General features: G+C 70.2%; 11 protein-coding genes and 1 pseudogene. 5 read left to right on the forward strand and 7 right to left on the reverse strand.

Annotation, left to right across the window (positions count from 1 at the left end):
• A partial coding sequence (locus tag ACFWM7_RS24805; RefSeq protein ID WP_383264112.1) for a beta-ketoacyl synthase N-terminal-like domain-containing protein occupies positions 1-3,059 on the reverse strand: 3,059 nt, incomplete at its 3' end.
• A 212-nt stretch (positions 3,060-3,271) separates the two neighbouring features.
• Positions 3,272-4,309: a ketoacyl-ACP synthase III family protein gene (locus tag ACFWM7_RS24810; protein ID WP_383264092.1), complete on the reverse strand. Its 1,038-nt coding sequence runs from the start codon at positions 4,307-4,309 to the stop codon at positions 3,272-3,274.
• A 185-nt stretch (positions 4,310-4,494) separates the two neighbouring features.
• Here ACFWM7_RS24810 and ACFWM7_RS24815 point away from each other — a divergent pair, with 185 nt between their 5' ends.
• On the forward strand, positions 4,495-5,652 hold the full coding sequence (locus tag ACFWM7_RS24815; protein WP_383264095.1) for an acyl-CoA dehydrogenase family protein: 1,158 nt from the start codon (positions 4,495-4,497) through the stop codon (positions 5,650-5,652).
• 201 nt (positions 5,653-5,853) lie between these two features.
• Here ACFWM7_RS24815 and ACFWM7_RS24820 read toward each other — a convergent pair whose 3' ends face one another.
• Positions 5,854-6,624 carry an SDR family NAD(P)-dependent oxidoreductase gene (locus ACFWM7_RS24820; protein ID WP_383264097.1) on the reverse strand — a complete coding sequence of 257 codons (771 nt, stop codon included), beginning with the start codon at positions 6,622-6,624 and terminating at the stop codon, positions 5,854-5,856.
• 72 nt (positions 6,625-6,696) lie between these two features.
• Positions 6,697-8,022 carry an FAD-dependent oxidoreductase gene (locus ACFWM7_RS24825; RefSeq protein WP_383264100.1) on the reverse strand — a complete coding sequence of 442 codons (1,326 nt, stop codon included), beginning with the start codon at positions 8,020-8,022 and terminating at the stop codon, positions 6,697-6,699.
• Between the two features lie 258 nt (positions 8,023-8,280).
• Here ACFWM7_RS24825 and ACFWM7_RS24830 point away from each other — a divergent pair, with 258 nt between their 5' ends.
• Both ACFWM7_RS24830 and cimA read left to right on the forward strand, forming a co-directional pair.
• On the forward strand, positions 8,281-9,885 hold the full coding sequence (locus ACFWM7_RS24830; protein WP_383264103.1) for an aminotransferase class III-fold pyridoxal phosphate-dependent enzyme: 1,605 nt from the start codon (positions 8,281-8,283) through the stop codon (positions 9,883-9,885).
• 293 nt (positions 9,886-10,178) lie between these two features.
• On the forward strand, positions 10,179-11,783 hold the full coding sequence (gene cimA, locus ACFWM7_RS24835; RefSeq protein ID WP_383264105.1) for a citramalate synthase: 1,605 nt from the start codon (positions 10,179-10,181) through the stop codon (positions 11,781-11,783).
• A gap of 206 nt (positions 11,784-11,989) precedes the next feature.
• Here the strand turns inward: cimA and ACFWM7_RS24840 are convergent, their stop codons facing one another.
• On the reverse strand, positions 11,990-12,973 hold the full coding sequence (locus ACFWM7_RS24840) for a LysR family transcriptional regulator (RefSeq protein ID WP_383264107.1): 984 nt from the start codon (positions 12,971-12,973) through the stop codon (positions 11,990-11,992).
• Between the two features lie 109 nt (positions 12,974-13,082).
• Here ACFWM7_RS24840 and ACFWM7_RS24845 point away from each other — a divergent pair, with 109 nt between their 5' ends.
• Complete coding sequence (locus ACFWM7_RS24845; protein WP_383264109.1) at positions 13,083-13,778, forward strand: type 1 glutamine amidotransferase domain-containing protein; 696 nt, start codon at positions 13,083-13,085, stop codon at positions 13,776-13,778.
• A 41-nt stretch (positions 13,779-13,819) separates the two neighbouring features.
• Here ACFWM7_RS24845 and ACFWM7_RS24850 read toward each other — a convergent pair whose 3' ends face one another.
• Both ACFWM7_RS24850 and ACFWM7_RS24855 read right to left on the reverse strand, forming a co-directional pair.
• Positions 13,820-14,188, reverse strand: coding sequence for a Zn-ribbon domain-containing OB-fold protein (locus ACFWM7_RS24850; RefSeq protein ID WP_383264114.1), 369 nt, complete (start codon positions 14,186-14,188; stop codon positions 13,820-13,822).
• Positions 14,189-14,313: 125 nt separating this feature from the next.
• Complete coding sequence (locus ACFWM7_RS24855; RefSeq protein ID WP_383264116.1) at positions 14,314-15,012, reverse strand: TetR family transcriptional regulator; 699 nt, start codon at positions 15,010-15,012, stop codon at positions 14,314-14,316.
• Between the two features lie 178 nt (positions 15,013-15,190).
• Here ACFWM7_RS24855 and ACFWM7_RS24860 point away from each other — a divergent pair.
• A pseudogene (locus ACFWM7_RS24860) lies at positions 15,191-15,273 on the forward strand (electron transfer flavoprotein subunit beta); the annotation flags it as partial.

Genomic DNA, 15,273 nt, shown 5'->3' on the forward strand with positions numbered 1-15,273 from the left:
TTGATCGCCGAACCCCTCAACACCGCGAGAACCTCATGGCCCAGACGACGGGCGTCCGACAACCGCTCCAACAGCAACACCCCCGCACCCTCGGCGAAGCCCGTGCCGTCCGCAGCCGCCGCGAACGCCTTGCACCGGCCGTCCGCGGCCAGACCCCGCTGCCGCGAGAACTCCAGGAAGAGGCCGGGCGTGGCCATGACGGTCACACCGCCGGCCAACGCCATGTCGGACTCCTGTGTGCGCAGGGAACGCATCGCCGTATGCAGGGCCACGAGCGACGAGGAGCAGGCCGTGTCGATGGTGAGGGCGGGTCCGGTCAGTCCGAGGTGGTACGCGATGCGCCCGGAGATGACACTGGCCTGGGTGCCGGTCAGTACGTGCCCTTCGACGTCCTCGGGGGCCTCGTGCATGCGGGGGCCGTAGTCCGGGGCGAGCGCGCCGATGAACACGCCGGTGCGCGAGCCGTGGAGGTCGTGCGGATCGAGCTTCGCCCACTCGACGGCTTCCCAAGCGATCTCCAGCATCAGCCGCTGCTGCGGGTCCATGGCCAGCGCGTCGCGGGGTGCGATCCCGAAGAAGGCGGCGTCGAAGTCGCCCACACCGTCCAGGAATCCGCCGCTGCGCGTGTAGCTGTGCCCGGAGTTCTCGGGATCCGGGTCGTAGACGTCCTTGTCCCAGCCCCGGTTCGTGGGGAAGGGGGAGATGACGTCGCGCCCCTCGGCTACGACCTGCCACAGGTCCTCCGGGGAGTCCACCCCTCCGGGATAGCGGCAGGCCATGCCGACGATGGCGATCGGCTCGTCCTGCCGAACGCGGCGGCGGGTCCGTGCCGCCTCCGCCGGTGCGTGGCTCGGCTTCCGGGTGATCCCGTTGCGAAGGTCCTCCAGGTAACCCGCCACCGCCTCGGGGGTGGGGTGGTCGTAGAGCAAGGTGGCGGGCAGGCGCAGGCCGGTCGCCTCGGCGAGCCGGTTGGTCACGGCCATCGCGGACTGCGAGTCGAGGCCGAGGTCCCTGAACGACACGCTCTTCTCGGCGGGGCCGAACTGCTCGTCGTCGAGGACGGCGGCGGCCTGGGCGAGTACGAGCCGTACGAGTTCCTTGCTGTTCCCTTGGCCGCCCGCCACGGCGGTACCGTCCGCGGAGGGGGCGGAGGCGGCGTCCGAGCCCTGCGCGGGGACGTCCGGGCGCGGTTTCCGTGCCCCGGGGCCCGTCCGCGGGAAGGCGTAGGGCGGCAGGTCCACCCGGTGCGCGTCGCTGCCCTCGAAGGCGTTCCGCCAGTCGACGGCCACGCCCTTCGTGAACGCCTCGGCCAGGGCGGCCGTCAGCCTGCGCCAGGCGGGTTCGGTGTCACGCAAAGATGTGATGACGGCGCAGGACCGGTCCATGTCAGCCGCGGTCCGTATCAGCTCGCCCGCCAGCACGGGGTGGGGAGAGATTTCGATGAAGACGGCGGTGCCGTCGTCCAGTGCGGCACGGACGGCTTCCTGAAGGCTGTCCCGGGACGCCAGGTGGCAGGGCGTGGAGCCGTCTCCGGGCGACAGGTGCACCGGGTGCCGGGGCACCGAGACGACGGAGCGCACGGCGTCACGCAGCGAGAGCGATCCCGCGACGCAGGCGGCTGCTTCGGCGCTGACCGTCTCCGCCACGACGCGGTACGGGACCACACCGTAGGAGCGCCACACCTCGGCGAGCGCCACCGTGTGCGCGAAGCGGACGGCCCGAGCGATCTCGGGCGAGTCGGTCGGTGAGGGGCCCTGAGCGCCCCGGATCACCTCGCTGAGCCGCCAGTCCGCGAACTCCGCCATCGCTTCGTCGCATTCGGCGATGCGCGCGGCGAATGCCGGTGACGCCTCGCACAGTTCGGCCGCCGACCGCACGAGGCGGGCAGGGTCGGTGCTCTCCGCGGTGTCGGGGAAGACGAAGGTGGTACGGCCGCTGTCCGCCCCGGCGAGGGGTCCGGTGAACGTGTGTCCGTCCGCCACCTCCCGGAGCGAGGCCAGCAGTTCCTCCCGGCTGTTCCCGAGAGCGACGGCACGGTGGGAGAACACGGTGCGCCCGCCGGCCAGGGACCAGCCGATGTCCTGCGGACGCACGCTCCGGTCACCCTCGGCCAGGGTGAGCAGGGCAGCCGCCTGACGGCGCAGCGCGGAGGGGGTGTGGCCCGACAGCGGCCAAGGAATCACGGCCGGAGCGCCGCAGTCGGCGGGCGCGAACCAATGGGGAGTGCGGTGGTCGGGAGCGGATCGGTCACCGAGCGGTGCCGCCTCGACGATGGGGTGGCCGATGGTCGTCGTCGCACGGTCCGGGTCGTCGTGGCCGGGCTCCTGTCCCTGCTCGCGGAGGCGCAACACCGCCGTGAGGACCTCGGTGGTGCCGGCCGCGGGGCCGTCGTCCTCGCCGGTGGCGCCGGCGGCGAGGACTCCGTGGATGCGGTCGCCGTCGGACAGGGCCCGCCTCAGGGGCTTGAGTACGAGGACCGCGGCGCCGTCACCGCCGAGGGCGTCCGGCGCGAGGGCATCGGGCCCTCGGGAGCCGTCATCAGGGCCGGGCGCGTCGCCCGGGGCGGGGAGAACGAGCGGCCCCGCCACGAGTGCGGTGGTGCTCTCGCCGCAGCGCAGGCTCTCGCAGGCCCGGCCGAGCGCGGCTGCCGAGGAGGAGGGGCCCGGGTCCTCGGTGCGGCTCGGGCCGACGAGTCCCAGATGGCCGGAGACCACGGCCGCGTCCATGTCGTTCGCGCTCGCGCTCGCGCCGACGAACACTCCGACTCCGCCCGGGGTGCCGCGCAGTTCGGCGGGGAGGAGGGCGGCGTCCTCCAACGCTTCCCAGGACAGTTCGAGCAGCAGACGCGCGCGCGGGCCGAGGGAGGCGGCATCGCTCGCGGTGAGCCCGAAGAACTCCGCGTCGAACGGGCCGGCTTCTCCGGTGCCGCTGCTCACGTCCCCCTCTGCATCCGCCCCGGACGCCCTAGAGGTGTCAGCGCTCACCAGGCGCCAGAAAGCCGTGAGGCCGGTCGCGTTCGGCGCCCAGCACGACATACCGACGACCGCGATCCCCTCCATCTGAAGTTCGCCGCCGGACGGTTCTTTAGACACTGCGTTCTCCTACCGGAACGATGCTCTGCGAGTAACTTCTGCACCCGCTGGAAACCCTAATCAGGCACAACAATGCGCCGGTAACCATGCGTTCTGCCGCGTATGAAGGGAGCCTCGGTACCCGCCCTTTTCCGGATAGCCGATGGCGGGCACGAAGCAATTCGACCTCTCGACAAGACCTACGGGGTGTCCCACGAGGGGGCCCGCCGGATTTCCACCACGGCGCACGACCAGGTGAACCCCGCCCCGATGCCCGCCATGAGGCAGCGCTGCCCCGGCTTGGCGCTGCCCGACTCCGCGAGGTAGGCGAGGCCCGCGATCTGGTCGCCGGCGCCGAGGTGCCCCACGGTCCTGCCCCAGGACCAGGTGGTCGCAGGGAAGTCGATGCCCCAGGGCTGGAGGAACGTCTGGGTGATGCGGCGGCGACCGAAGTGCGGCAACACGAACCAGTCGATGTCGGAGAGTTCGCACCCGGCGTCGTGGAGCGCCCGCTTGAGCACCTCCGACTGGCCCGCCTGCACGCGGGCGAGGCTGTAGGAGGTGCCCACCTCGTTGAGGAATGCCTGCTTGGTCGCCTCCGCGTCCATGGGCTGACGGACTTCGAACGGCTCCGCTCCGAACGGATCGTCGCCCCTGTGCATCTTCTCGAGTTCCGGCTCGGAGACAGTGCACAGGCTGCGCAACTGGGCGAAGCCGGGCCGGCGGGACAGGACGAGCGAGGTGCCGGCGTCGCCGAACACCGTGCCCGGATCGCTGTGCCACCGGTCGTAGCCCGGCTCGCAGAACCGGTCGCCCGTGGTGAGCAGGGCCGAGCTGGTGGGGAGGCCGTTGCCGTCGAGCGCGCGGGCGGCCAGTTCCAGGGCCGCCATCCCACCGTTGGAGAGCTGACGCACCTCGATGGCGGGGCAGCGGTTACCCACCGCCTCACGCTGGATGTAGGAGGCGGGAGCCCAGCAGTCGTGTCCCTGGTAGTGGACGTCGGCGTGCAGGATCAGGTCGATGTCCAGAGGGCCGGTCCCGGAGCGCCGCAGTGCCGTGCGAGCGGCCTCGACCGCCATCTCCGGCGCCGCCGCGCCGTCCGAGACGGCGACGGAGGCCATGTCCGTCTGCCGTGCCAGCCGTTCGTCGAAGTCACCGCGCTCCACGGCGTCCGCGGCCTTCACCCGCCCGGGTATGTGGACGCCGACTCCGGTGATGTACAGGTCCTCGTACCTCATCAGCTGGTGTCTCCTTTCCGCTCCCGTAAGTCCTGCTCTCCAGCCCTCGACGTGGCATGAAGCCACAGGACCAAGATGGAGCATGAAGGGAGGAGAATGCTCTCCGTCCGGTAATCGGAGGGTAATGGGACATCGGTTCCGAAGAGGTGCCCGCGCAATGAACGGGCAGCGTTAACTTCCATGAAATGGAAGCAAAAGACCTGGAGATAGTGCGACAGTTTGTCACAAGCGAACTCGGCAGCGACAACGATAAGCTGGACTCTCTGTCGGATAAACCCCTGCAGTTGTACGAGACGTTCGCTGCGACGGGACTCGCCAACTGGTGGCTGCCCGAGGATGTGGGGGGCCGCGGCCTTCCCCTCGAGAACGGCGTCGAGATCGTCAACGAGCTCTCCTACGGAGATGCCGGCGTGGCCTTCGCGCTGCTGGTGTCGATTCTCGGCAGCAGCATGGTCCAGCTGCACGGATCGGACGACCTCAAGGCCCGCTTCCTCGCGCCCATGGCGGCCGACGGGACGTTCTGTGCCGCGCTGGGCAGCGAGCGCGCGGCGGGCAGTGAGCTGAACAGAATCGAGACGGTCGCCGCGCGGTCCGGCGGGGACCTCGTCCTCACCGGCGAGAAGTTCTTCGCGACCAACGCGGACTTCGCCGACTTCCTCGTCGTCATCGCCAGGGGCGCCGAGGACCCCGACGAGTACCTCGCGGTCGTGGTCCCGAGGGACACGCCGGGGATCGAGATCGTCAAGCGCTGGGACGTCATCGGTCTGCGCGCCTCGCACACCTACGCGGTGCGGCTGGACAACGTCCGGGTGCCCGCCGCCTACTGCCTGCCCGGTTCGGGGCTGCGCCTCCTGGAGACGGGGCTCAACGCCAGCCGCACCCTCATCGCGGCGACCGCGATCGGCGTCGCCAGGCGCATCCGCGATCTCTGCATGACGTACGCCAAGGAGAAGCGGTTCCGCGGGGGTTCTCTGCTCGAAAGCCCGGTGCTTGCGCAGAAGATCGGGCAGATGGAGATGCAGATCGACGTCATGAAGGGCCACTGCCTCAGGGCGGCCCGCGAGTACGACGAGATCATGGCGGGGCCGGACGCCACCAAGGTGTTCACCAGGAAGGGCATCCTGAAGTCGGCGCTGACGGCGAAGCTCTTCTGCGGCCAGGCGGGCTGGAACATCGCGAGTGCCGGGTCCGAGATGTTCGGCGGCCTCGGGTACACACACGAGTTGCCGATCGGGAAACTGCTCAGGGACATGCGGTACGTCTCCCTCGTCGAGGGCGGCGACGACGTGCTGCGTGAACTGCTGTTCAGCCGCTACGTGATACCTGTGTCGCGTCGCTCCTGAGAACCGTGCGCACAGAAATCAGGACCGGCGGGAGATGAGACTCTCGCCGGTCCTACGCATGGTGACCCATTCCGCGCGTGCATGTGACAGGTCGAAAAAGCCCAATGCGCCGATTCGACCGTTCCCCTTTACTCGCGGGAACGGCCGATGAAGATACGGAGAACTTTCGCCGTCAGCACGGCGGCCTTTTTTGTGCCGGACTCAGAGAACCTTCTCCATACCGCCGTCGATCAGATAGTCGGCCCCGGTGATGTAGGAGGCGGCCGGCGAACCCAGGAAAGCGATCAGGTTGGCGACCTCCTGCGGCGTTCCCCACCGCCCCGCCGTGATGTGGGCCATGGCGGGGAACTCCTGCTCGAACTCCTCGAAGGAATCGACACCCCATTCCTTGCTCAGACGGGGCCCGTACTCGTCCCACAGCGGCGTCCTGATCAGCCCGGGAGAGACGGAGTTCACCCGGATTCCCCGCTTGCCGAGGTCGTCCGCCAGTCCCTTGGACCACGCCCGCAGCGCTGCCTTCGACGACGCGTAGAAGTACGGGCCCTGGCCCGGCCACCGGCCGACGCTGGAGGCGATGCTCACCACGGACTCCTTGAGCTGCGGCAGCAGTGCCCGGGTCACCCGGACCGCCGAGTTGAGGTTGAGGTCGAAGCCGCGCTGCCAGACCTCCTCAGTGAGCCCGTCCAGGCCCGTGAGCGGCAGACCGGCCAGCCCGCCGACCCCGTTTACCAGGACGTCGACCCCCTCCGGGAACTCCTCGGCCGCCCGCTCGGCCAGCAGCCTGGCGCCCTCTTCGGTCGTCAGGTCCCCTTCGAAGGTGAGGGCACCGCTCTCCTTCAGCTCCGTGGAGACCTCCACGTCCGCCCCGAGGACGCGCGCCCCCTCCGCCAGTAGCGTGCCGGTCACCGCGGCTCCGATGCCCCGGCCTGCCGCGGTCACTACGACGGTCTTGCCTGCGTATCCGAGATCCATGTCTCACATTTCCTTGTCGGTTCTGGTGTTCGTGTCTGACGTCGGTGGATGGCGTACTGCTCCAGAGCCGGGCTAAACCGGTTGCCGGGACAGCGTCTTGTGGACACGCTCCTGGATCGCGGGGTCCAGCAGCACGGTCGGCGGGTCGAGCAGCCCGAAGACCCGCAGGCAGCTGAGGGCCAGTTGCCCGTCGAAGGTGGCCGCGAACTGGGTCCGCCCCACGAGCTCCAGCGCCTCCAGCATCTCCGGGGTCCGCTCGCCCTGGACCCCGGGGAAACTGAGGTCGCTGAGCAGCGTCATGCCCCACACCGGGTCGACGGCCTGCTCGGCGAGCCGCCGGAAGTAGACGTCCGGCTCCGGAAGCTGCTCTTCCGCACGCAGGTGGTCGGACAGCGCCGAGGCCTGCATCGCGGCGAACGCCATGCCCTGCCCGTAGCGGGGGTTGAGGCTGCACACGGCGTCGCCGAGCACCAGGAGCCCGCGGGGGAAAGAGTCCATGCTTTCGTAGCGGCGCCGCAGAGCGGCCGGGAAGCGGTAGCGCCGCGCCGCCGAGAGAGGCTCGGAGACCTCCAGGACCTCGTGGATGTCGGGGGCCGCCAGGGATTTGGCGAAGGCGTTGAAGCCCTCGGGATCGACCGGCGGGTGGTCACCGAGCACGCCGTAGAGCGTCACCACGACGCGGTCGCCCTCCACCCGCTGGCACGCTCCCCCGCGCGGGGAGTCGGGAGAGGCGAGGACATTGACGCAGACGTCCCCGGCGAAGACGTCGGCGGGCGCCCGTACGATGCGGGTCGCGTACCCCACGTCGACCTTGAGCTTCTCCTCCTCGACCCGGCCGTGGCCGTGCTCCTCCAGCCACACCGGGGTGCGCGAGCCACGCCCCGAGGCGTCCACGACGAGGTCGGCCGCAAGCTTTCCGCCCTTGTCGCCCGCCAGCAGCACTCCGTCGACGACGCTGCCGTCCTCGCTGAAGGAGAGCCCTTCGACGTCCTGTCCGCCGAGCACGGTCACGCGCGGCAGCACCTCCACACGGGCCCGCAGGTGGCGCTCCCTGAAGGTCCGGGAACTGACGACGGTGGACAGGCCGGAGTCCCCCTTGACCAGAGGGCGGCCGGCAATCACCCAGCGCATGTCGCGGCCGATGTCCCCGGCGTGGGCCCCGCCGGCCACCAACTCCTCGCCGAGGCCGGGGAAGAGCTCCTCCGCGATCCGGTGGCCCCGGATCAGGAAGTCGTGCGCGTGTCCGCTCTGCGGAACGCCGCGCCGCTGCTCATCGCCGGTGCCGTCCCGCTCCACGACGGTCACCCGCTCGAAGACGTCGGCCAGTACCCGGGCAGCGAAGAGGCCCGCCGGGCCGGCCCCCACCACGACCGCGTGGCCTTCTGCACAAAACTTCATGGCGAGCGACTCCTCGTGGTCGATTTGCGTGGCCTTCCGAGCCTCTTTCGCAGCAGTCGGAAGAACGCAGCCAAAGTAGGCGCACGCCGCTCACAACACGTCCACCGCCCGAGCACGCTCCGGTGCGAATACGGGATTACCAGCGCATTAGCGGGTGCTGTTTCCCAGCCGGTACAGATTTCCTAGGCTCACATCAACGTGGCGGCACAGCGGGGAAGGGCGGGCGAGCAACCGCACTCCCGCACCGAAGGAGAGACGATGGACTCGACAGCAACGGAACCCCAGCTCACCGAACCGTATCTGACCACCGTGTTGTCGAATGCGGGCCTTGGTGTCGAATACGTGCGAGCCGAAGGAAACACGGTCTTCCATCTCGGTGCCGATGGCGAAGAAGTGCCCGTCACCGACTACTGCGGCGGCTACGCGTCGCTGATCCTGGGCCATAACAACGCGGAGCTCACCGCCCACGCGAAGGCCGTTCTGGACTCCGGGATCCCGGTGTACGCCCAGTTCTCGGGCCACTCCGCCGCCAACCGGCTCGCGGTGCGGCTCAACGAGATCGTCTCGCGCGAGACCGGCACCACCGAGCCCTACTTCGCGCACTTCGCCAGCACCGGCGCCGAGGCGATCGAAACGGCCGTCAAGCACGCCGAGTTCGACCGCGTGCTCAAGGTGTCGGCGCTGATGGGCGAGATCGAGGGGCACGTCCAAGAGGCGCGGGAAGCGGCGAAGGAGGGCCGCCTGCAAGTGGCGGACTCCGCCTTCGCCACGGCCGGCATACAGGCGCCGCCCGCGACCGCCGCCGGATCACCCGCGGAGGCCCTCGAACACCTCCTGGACGCCGTGGCCCGCCGCAACGGCGAAGTCGCGGGCCGCCCTCCGGTGCTGCTGGCCCTGGAAGGTTCGTTCCACGGGAAGCTGACGGGCAGCGTGCAGCTCACTCACAACAGCGCGTTCCGCTCGGCTTTCGGCGGCCTCGGCACCCAGGCGCACTTCGTGCCGCCGAACCAGCCGGACGTCTTCACCAAGACCGTGGACGGCATTCGGGACCAGGCGCGCGTCCTCGACGTGGTCGTCACCGACGACGTCGCCGACGTCGTGGAGCGTGACTTCCCCGCCTTCTGCGCCTTTCTGCTGGAACCGATCCAGGGCGAGGGCGGCATCCGTGTGCTGGACCGCGCCTCGGCGGAGCACCTCCAGAGCGTGGCCGCCGCGGCGGACTGTCCGCTGCTGATCGACGAGATCCAGACGGGTCTCGGCCGCACCGGCGCCTTCCTCGCTTCCTCCCTGGTGGGTCTGCGCGGCGACTACTACGTACTCTCCAAGAGCATGGGCGGCGGCATCGCCAAGAGCTCGGTCGTCCTGGTGCACCAGAAGCGCTACCGCGGCGAGTTCGAGATGGTGCACAGCTCGACCTTCGCCAAGGACGGCTTCTCCACCGCCATCGCCCATAAGGTAGTGGAACTGCTGGAGGCGGACGGTGGCGCGGCGTACCAGCAGGTCGTGGAGCGCGGCGAGATGCTGCGCGCGGCACTCGACCGGGTGCGGGCGGACTATCCCGAAGTCGTCAAGGACACCCGAGGCATGGGCCTGCTCCAGGGCCTGGAACTCCACGACCAGTCCGGCTCCGCCTCCGCGACGATCAGCGGCGCCGCCCAAGGGGGCTTCCTGGGCTACGTCGCGGCCGGCTACCTCCTCGGAGCACACCGCATCAGGGTCCTGCCGACGGCCAGCGCCCCGAACACCTTGCGGTTCGCCCCTTCCCTGCACCTGACGCAGGAGGAGACCGACCACCTGGAAGCGGCGCTGCGCGACCTGTGCGCCGTGTTCCGCGACGCGGACGAGCGACGCCTGACAGGCTGAGGGCTCTCCTCGCTCCCTGTACGGCGGGCTGCCCAGGCACCGATCCTGATCAGCTGTGCGGTGGTCACTCCGCACGACGACCGTGACCAGGCTGCACCGGGCGCCCGGTGCCCGGTGCCCGGTGATGACTGTGCGGGACCGCCCTGCGGCTTCGACGCCGCGCGCCGTTACCTCAGGGCGCGTCTCCCGTCGTCGCGTGCACCGAAGCCACCACCACCTCCGAAGTGACCATCGCCTCCCAAGTCTCCGCTGCTCTCGCAAGTCACGAGATCCGACACAGGAGCCAGATCAGCATGACGGAACCCAGCACACCCGACGATGCGTTCCACGTCTTCGACACCACCCTCCGCGACGGCGCGCAACGCGAGGGCATCAACCTCACCGTCGCGGACAAGCTGACCATCGCTCAGCACCTGGACGACTCCGGTGTCGGCTTCATCGAAGGCGGCTGGCCCGGCGCGAACCCCCGCGACACGGAGTTCTTCGCCCGCGCCAAGCAAGAGATCACCTTCCGGCACGCCCAACTCGTCGCGTTCGGCGCCACCCGCCGCCCGGGCGGCAAGGCGAGCGACGACTTGCAGGTCCAGGCGCTGCTCGCCTCCGGCGCCCCGGTCATCACACTGGTCGCCAAGTCCCACGACCGACACGTGGAGCTGGCCCTGCGCACCACTCGGGAGGAGAACCTGGAGATGGTCCGCGACACCGTCTCCCACCTCGTGGCCCAAGGGCGCCGGGTCTTCGTCGACTGCGAGCACTTCTTCGACGGCTACCGTGCCGACCCCGCCTACGCCAAGTCCGTCGTACGGACCGCCGCCGAGGCAGGTGCCGACGTGGTCGTCCTGTGCGACACCAACGGCGGCATGTTGCCCGCCCAGATCCAGACGACCGTAGCGGCAGTCATCACCGACACCGGCGCGCGCCTCGGCATCCACGCCCACGACGACACCGGTTGTGCGATAGCCAACACCCTGGCCGCCGTCGACGCGGGCGCCACCCACGTGCAGTGCACCGCCAACGGCTACGGCGAGCGCGCCGGCAACGCCAACCTCTTCCCCGTCGTGGCGGCCCTGGAGCTCAAGTACGGCAAGCGGGTCCTGCCCGAGGGCGCGCTGCGCGAGATGACCCGGGTCTCGCACGCCATCGCCGAGGTCGTCAACCTCGCCCCCTCCACCCACCAGCCCTACGTGGGCCTCTCCGCCTTCGCCCACAAGGCGGGCCTGCACGCCTCCGCCATCAAGGTCGATCCCGACCTCTACCAGCACATCGATCCCGACCTGGTGGGCAACCGCAGGCGGATGCTCGTCTCGGACATGGCCGGGCGGGCTTCCATCGAGCTCAAGGGCAAGGAACTCGGCGTCGACCTCGGCGACGACCGCGAGCTGATCGGTCGCGTCGTGGACCGCGTCAAGGCCCGCGAACTCCAGGGCTACACCTACGAGGCGGCCGATGCCTCCTTCGAGCTGCTGCTGCGCGAGGAGGTGGAGGGCCGGGCCCGGCGCTACTTCCGGGTGGAATCCTGGCGGGCCATCATCGAGGACCGCCCCGACAGCACCCACGACAGCGAGGCCACCGTGAAGCTGTGGGCCAAGGGCGAGCGTATCGTCGCGACCGCCGAGGGCAACGGCCCGGTCAACGCCCTGGACGAGGCGCTGCGGGGCGGCCTGGAGCGCATCTACCCCCAGCTCGCCAAGCTGGAGCTGGTGGACTACAAGGTCCGCATCCTGGAGGGCAAGCACGGCACGTCCTCCACTACCCGCGTCCTGATCTCCACCAGCGACAGCGAAGGCGAATGGTCGACCGTCGGCGTCGCCGAGAACGTCATCGCCGCCTCCTGGGGCGCGCTGAAGGACGCGTACACCTACGCACTCCTGCGCGCGGGCATCGAGCCGAGCGAGTAGACCTCACCGACAGCGGGCATGCCTGGGTGTATTGATCACGAACGTTGTTCGCGCTGGTGGGGCTTGATCATGGCGAAGGCGCCCGTGTGTGGCAGGTCAGCGCCACCAGGTAGACAACTTCATGCCGAAGGTGCCCCGGAGGGTGGGACGGGTGGTGAACACGGCTGGTCCTTGCGGTTGCTGCCGAGGGGGTGGGCCGTCGCCCGTCACCACGCTCGGGCAGCTTCGATCAGGAGGCCCCGCACCCGCGCCACCTGCGGGTTGGCGGCGGAGCCGGGGCGCTGCACGAGGTACGCGGTGTTGATCGGCGGGTCCTCGGGGGCGTACAGCTCGACGAGGGCGCCCGAGGACAGTTCGTCCGCGCAGAGGTAGCGCGGCAGCACCGTGAAGCCCGCCCCCGCCGCCACGGCGGAGAGCACGCCGCGCAGGTCGGGCACGGTGACGGCGGCCCGGTGGTCGAGGCGGCGGCCGAAGACGTGGCGCCAGTAGCGGCGGGCGATGGGCAGGTCCTCGGCGTACGTGATCAGGGGCAGGCCGTGCAGCACGCCCGGCCCCTCGGCCGCGATGCGCTCCGCTCCCCCGGTCCGGGCGGCCCAGGGCGGGGCGGCCGTCAGCACGAACTCCTCGTCCATCAGCGGCACGGCCGCCAGGGCCCGGCCGCGCGGCCGGGTGGTCGCGATGACCAGGTCGTGGCGGCCCGCCCGCAGCTCGTCCAGGAGCGGATCGGTGAGCCCGGTCGCGGCACGCAGCAGCAGCCCGTCCGCGACCAGCGGGGCCAGTGCGGGCAGCACCCGCAGGCACATCAGCTCGGCGGGGCCCGCCAGGTGGACGGGGTCGGCCGGGCGCTCACCGGCCGGGACCGTGTCGCCGGTGACCTCGGCCAGGGCGTCCAGCGGGGCGACGATCCTGGCGGCCAGCTCGTCCGCGTACGGCGAGGGGGCGACCCCGCGCGGCAGCCGCTCGAACAGCTCCCGGCCCGCCTGCCGCTCCAGGGTGCGCATCTGGGCGGTGACGGTGGGCTGGGAGAGGCCGAGCAGCCGGGCGGCGGCGGTGAAGGACCCCGAACGGTGCACGGCGAGGAAGGTCCGCAGCAGATTCAGGTCCGCCGGACCCGACTGCCCGGCCGGACCCGGCTGCGGGTCCGCCGTACGGCCCAGTCTCGCGGCCCCATCAGGATCCCTATCTCTCATAGCTGCCAGCCTATTGGAAACCTATGGGTGATCCGTCCTACGGTCGCATGAGTCAGTCCTTACGGGAAATCCCCCGCACACACTCTCTCGATCTACGGAGGCGTACGACATGGCAAAGATCCTTTTCGTGCTGACCGGCGCGGACCACTGGACCCTGGCGGACGGCACGAAGCACCCCACGGGTTTCTGGGCCGAGGAGGCCGTGACCCCGTACGAGACCCTCACCGCCGCCGGTCACGAGGTGGTCGTCGCCACCCCGGGCGGCGTCGTCCCGACCGTGGACCGCGGGAGCCTGGCGCCCGAGTTCAACGGCGGGCAGGAAGGCGCCGACCGGGTCGCGGCCGCACTGAACGCGTTCGAGGAGCTGCGGCGTCCCGTCGCGCTGGAGCACGTGGACCTGGACGCGTACGACGCGGTGTTCTATCCGGGCGGCCACGGGCCGATGGAGGACCTCGCGGTGAACGAGGCCTCCGGCCGGCTGCTCGCCGACACGCTGGCCTCGGGCAAGCCGCTGGGCGTCGTCTGCCACGGTCCGGCGGCGCTGCTGGCCGCGACCGGCCCCGACGGCGCCAACGCGTTCGCCGGCTACCGGCTGACCGGCTTCACCAACGCCGAGGAAGCCCAGGCGGGCTTCGCGGACAAGGCGCGGTGGCTGCTCCAGGACCGGCTGGTGGCGCTAGGCGCGGACTTCCAGGAGGGCGAGCCCTGGGCCCCGTTCATCATCACCGATCGGAACCTGATCACCGGCCAGAACCCGTCCTCGTCGGCCCCGTTGGCCACCGAACTGGTCAACCGGCTCGGCTGACCGTCCGGTCGGCGGTAACGCCGGCCGGACGGCCGGGATGTTCAGATCCAGTCCCGCCGTACGGGCGGCTCGCAGAGTTCCAGCACCACCGCGCCCGTCTCCGACTCGTCCCCGGAGACGGGCCGGACGCGTGCGCCGACCGTCACCAGGTGCGGAGCGGCGCCCACGATCTGGCAGCGGAAGACGAACCCTTCGGGGAACCGCACCAGGGACTCGTTGCGTGCTGCCTCGGTGTAGCGGTGGACCACGGCGGTCCGGACGACCACGCCGTGGTCGGTAGTGCGTTCCGGCTCCAGTTCGCTGGACGCGCACACCGGGCACAGCAGCCGCCGGAAGGAGGCGGTGCCGCACCAGCGGCAGCGGTGATAGGAGAGGCCGCACTCCTCGTGCGCCTTTTGGATGGTGCCCATTCCTGTCTGGGACACGGCTCGACCCCCTGCGCTCGACTCGAACGCGCCGCACCTGCACTGCCGGCGCGTCCGCACCATATGGCACTGAGTGCCGGACAGTAAAGGCACTGGGTGCCCATTGGTACTCAGTTCTCTCCGACGGCCGCCTCGATCTGCTGCACGACGCGCCACATCGGGGCGCCCTTCCGCGCGACCATCACGATCACCTCCCCGTCCGCGCCCCCTCCCTCACTGTGGGAGACGGGGAAGGGAACGGCAGGTGCGGGAGCGACGGACCGCCCCCACACCTCGCGCACCAGGGCGAGCGCATGGTCGACGGCCGCCTCGGGGTCGCCCGCCCCGCCCGAACGCAGCCACAGCCGCAGCCCGTTGTTGTGTGCGGCGACCACGGAAGCGGCGGTCACCTCGGCCCGCAGCTCCCCGTCGCCGCCCTCGCCGAACCGGCCCCGCAGATGGCCGGCGAGGGTCTGTTCGTAGCGGCGCACCACGGACAGTTCGTACGTCCGCAGTCCCGGCACCTCCCGGGTGAGCCGGTAGCGCTGTACGGAGAACTCGGGGTTGGCCGCGTACATCCGCAGCACAATCCGCGCGGCGTCGCACACCGCGCCGACCGGGTCGCCGTCGTCGGCGGCGGCCAGGAACTCGGTCATCTCGGCGAGGCAGCGCTCGTGGTCCGGGAAGACCGCGTCCTCCTTGGACGGGAAGTAGCGGAAGAACGAACGCCGGCCCACTCCGGCCCGCGCCACGATGTCGTCGACGGTCGTCCGCTCGAAGCCCCGCTCCAGGAAGAGCTGGAAGGCCGCCTGCGCGAGCACCTCCCGCATGGGCGCCTTCTTCTCGGGCTTCTCGGGTCCTCGTGCCTCGCTCATGCGGCGAAACGTAGCACCGGAAGGACGGTTTTGGCACTGGGTACCTTTACAGAGGGTACTGAGTGCCATAATCTCTCCATCAGTACGAATGACACCCAGGTGGGACCACACCCAGGTAGGCAGGAGAGCCGGCGTGAGCTTGAGGATCGTTGTCTGTGTGAAGTACGTGCCCGACGCGACCGGTGACCGGCGTTTCGCCGATGACCTGACGCTGGA

Source organism: Streptomyces sp. NPDC058375, assembly GCF_042723425.1.
Lineage (GTDB): Bacteria > Actinomycetota > Actinomycetes > Streptomycetales > Streptomycetaceae > Streptomyces > Streptomyces durocortorensis.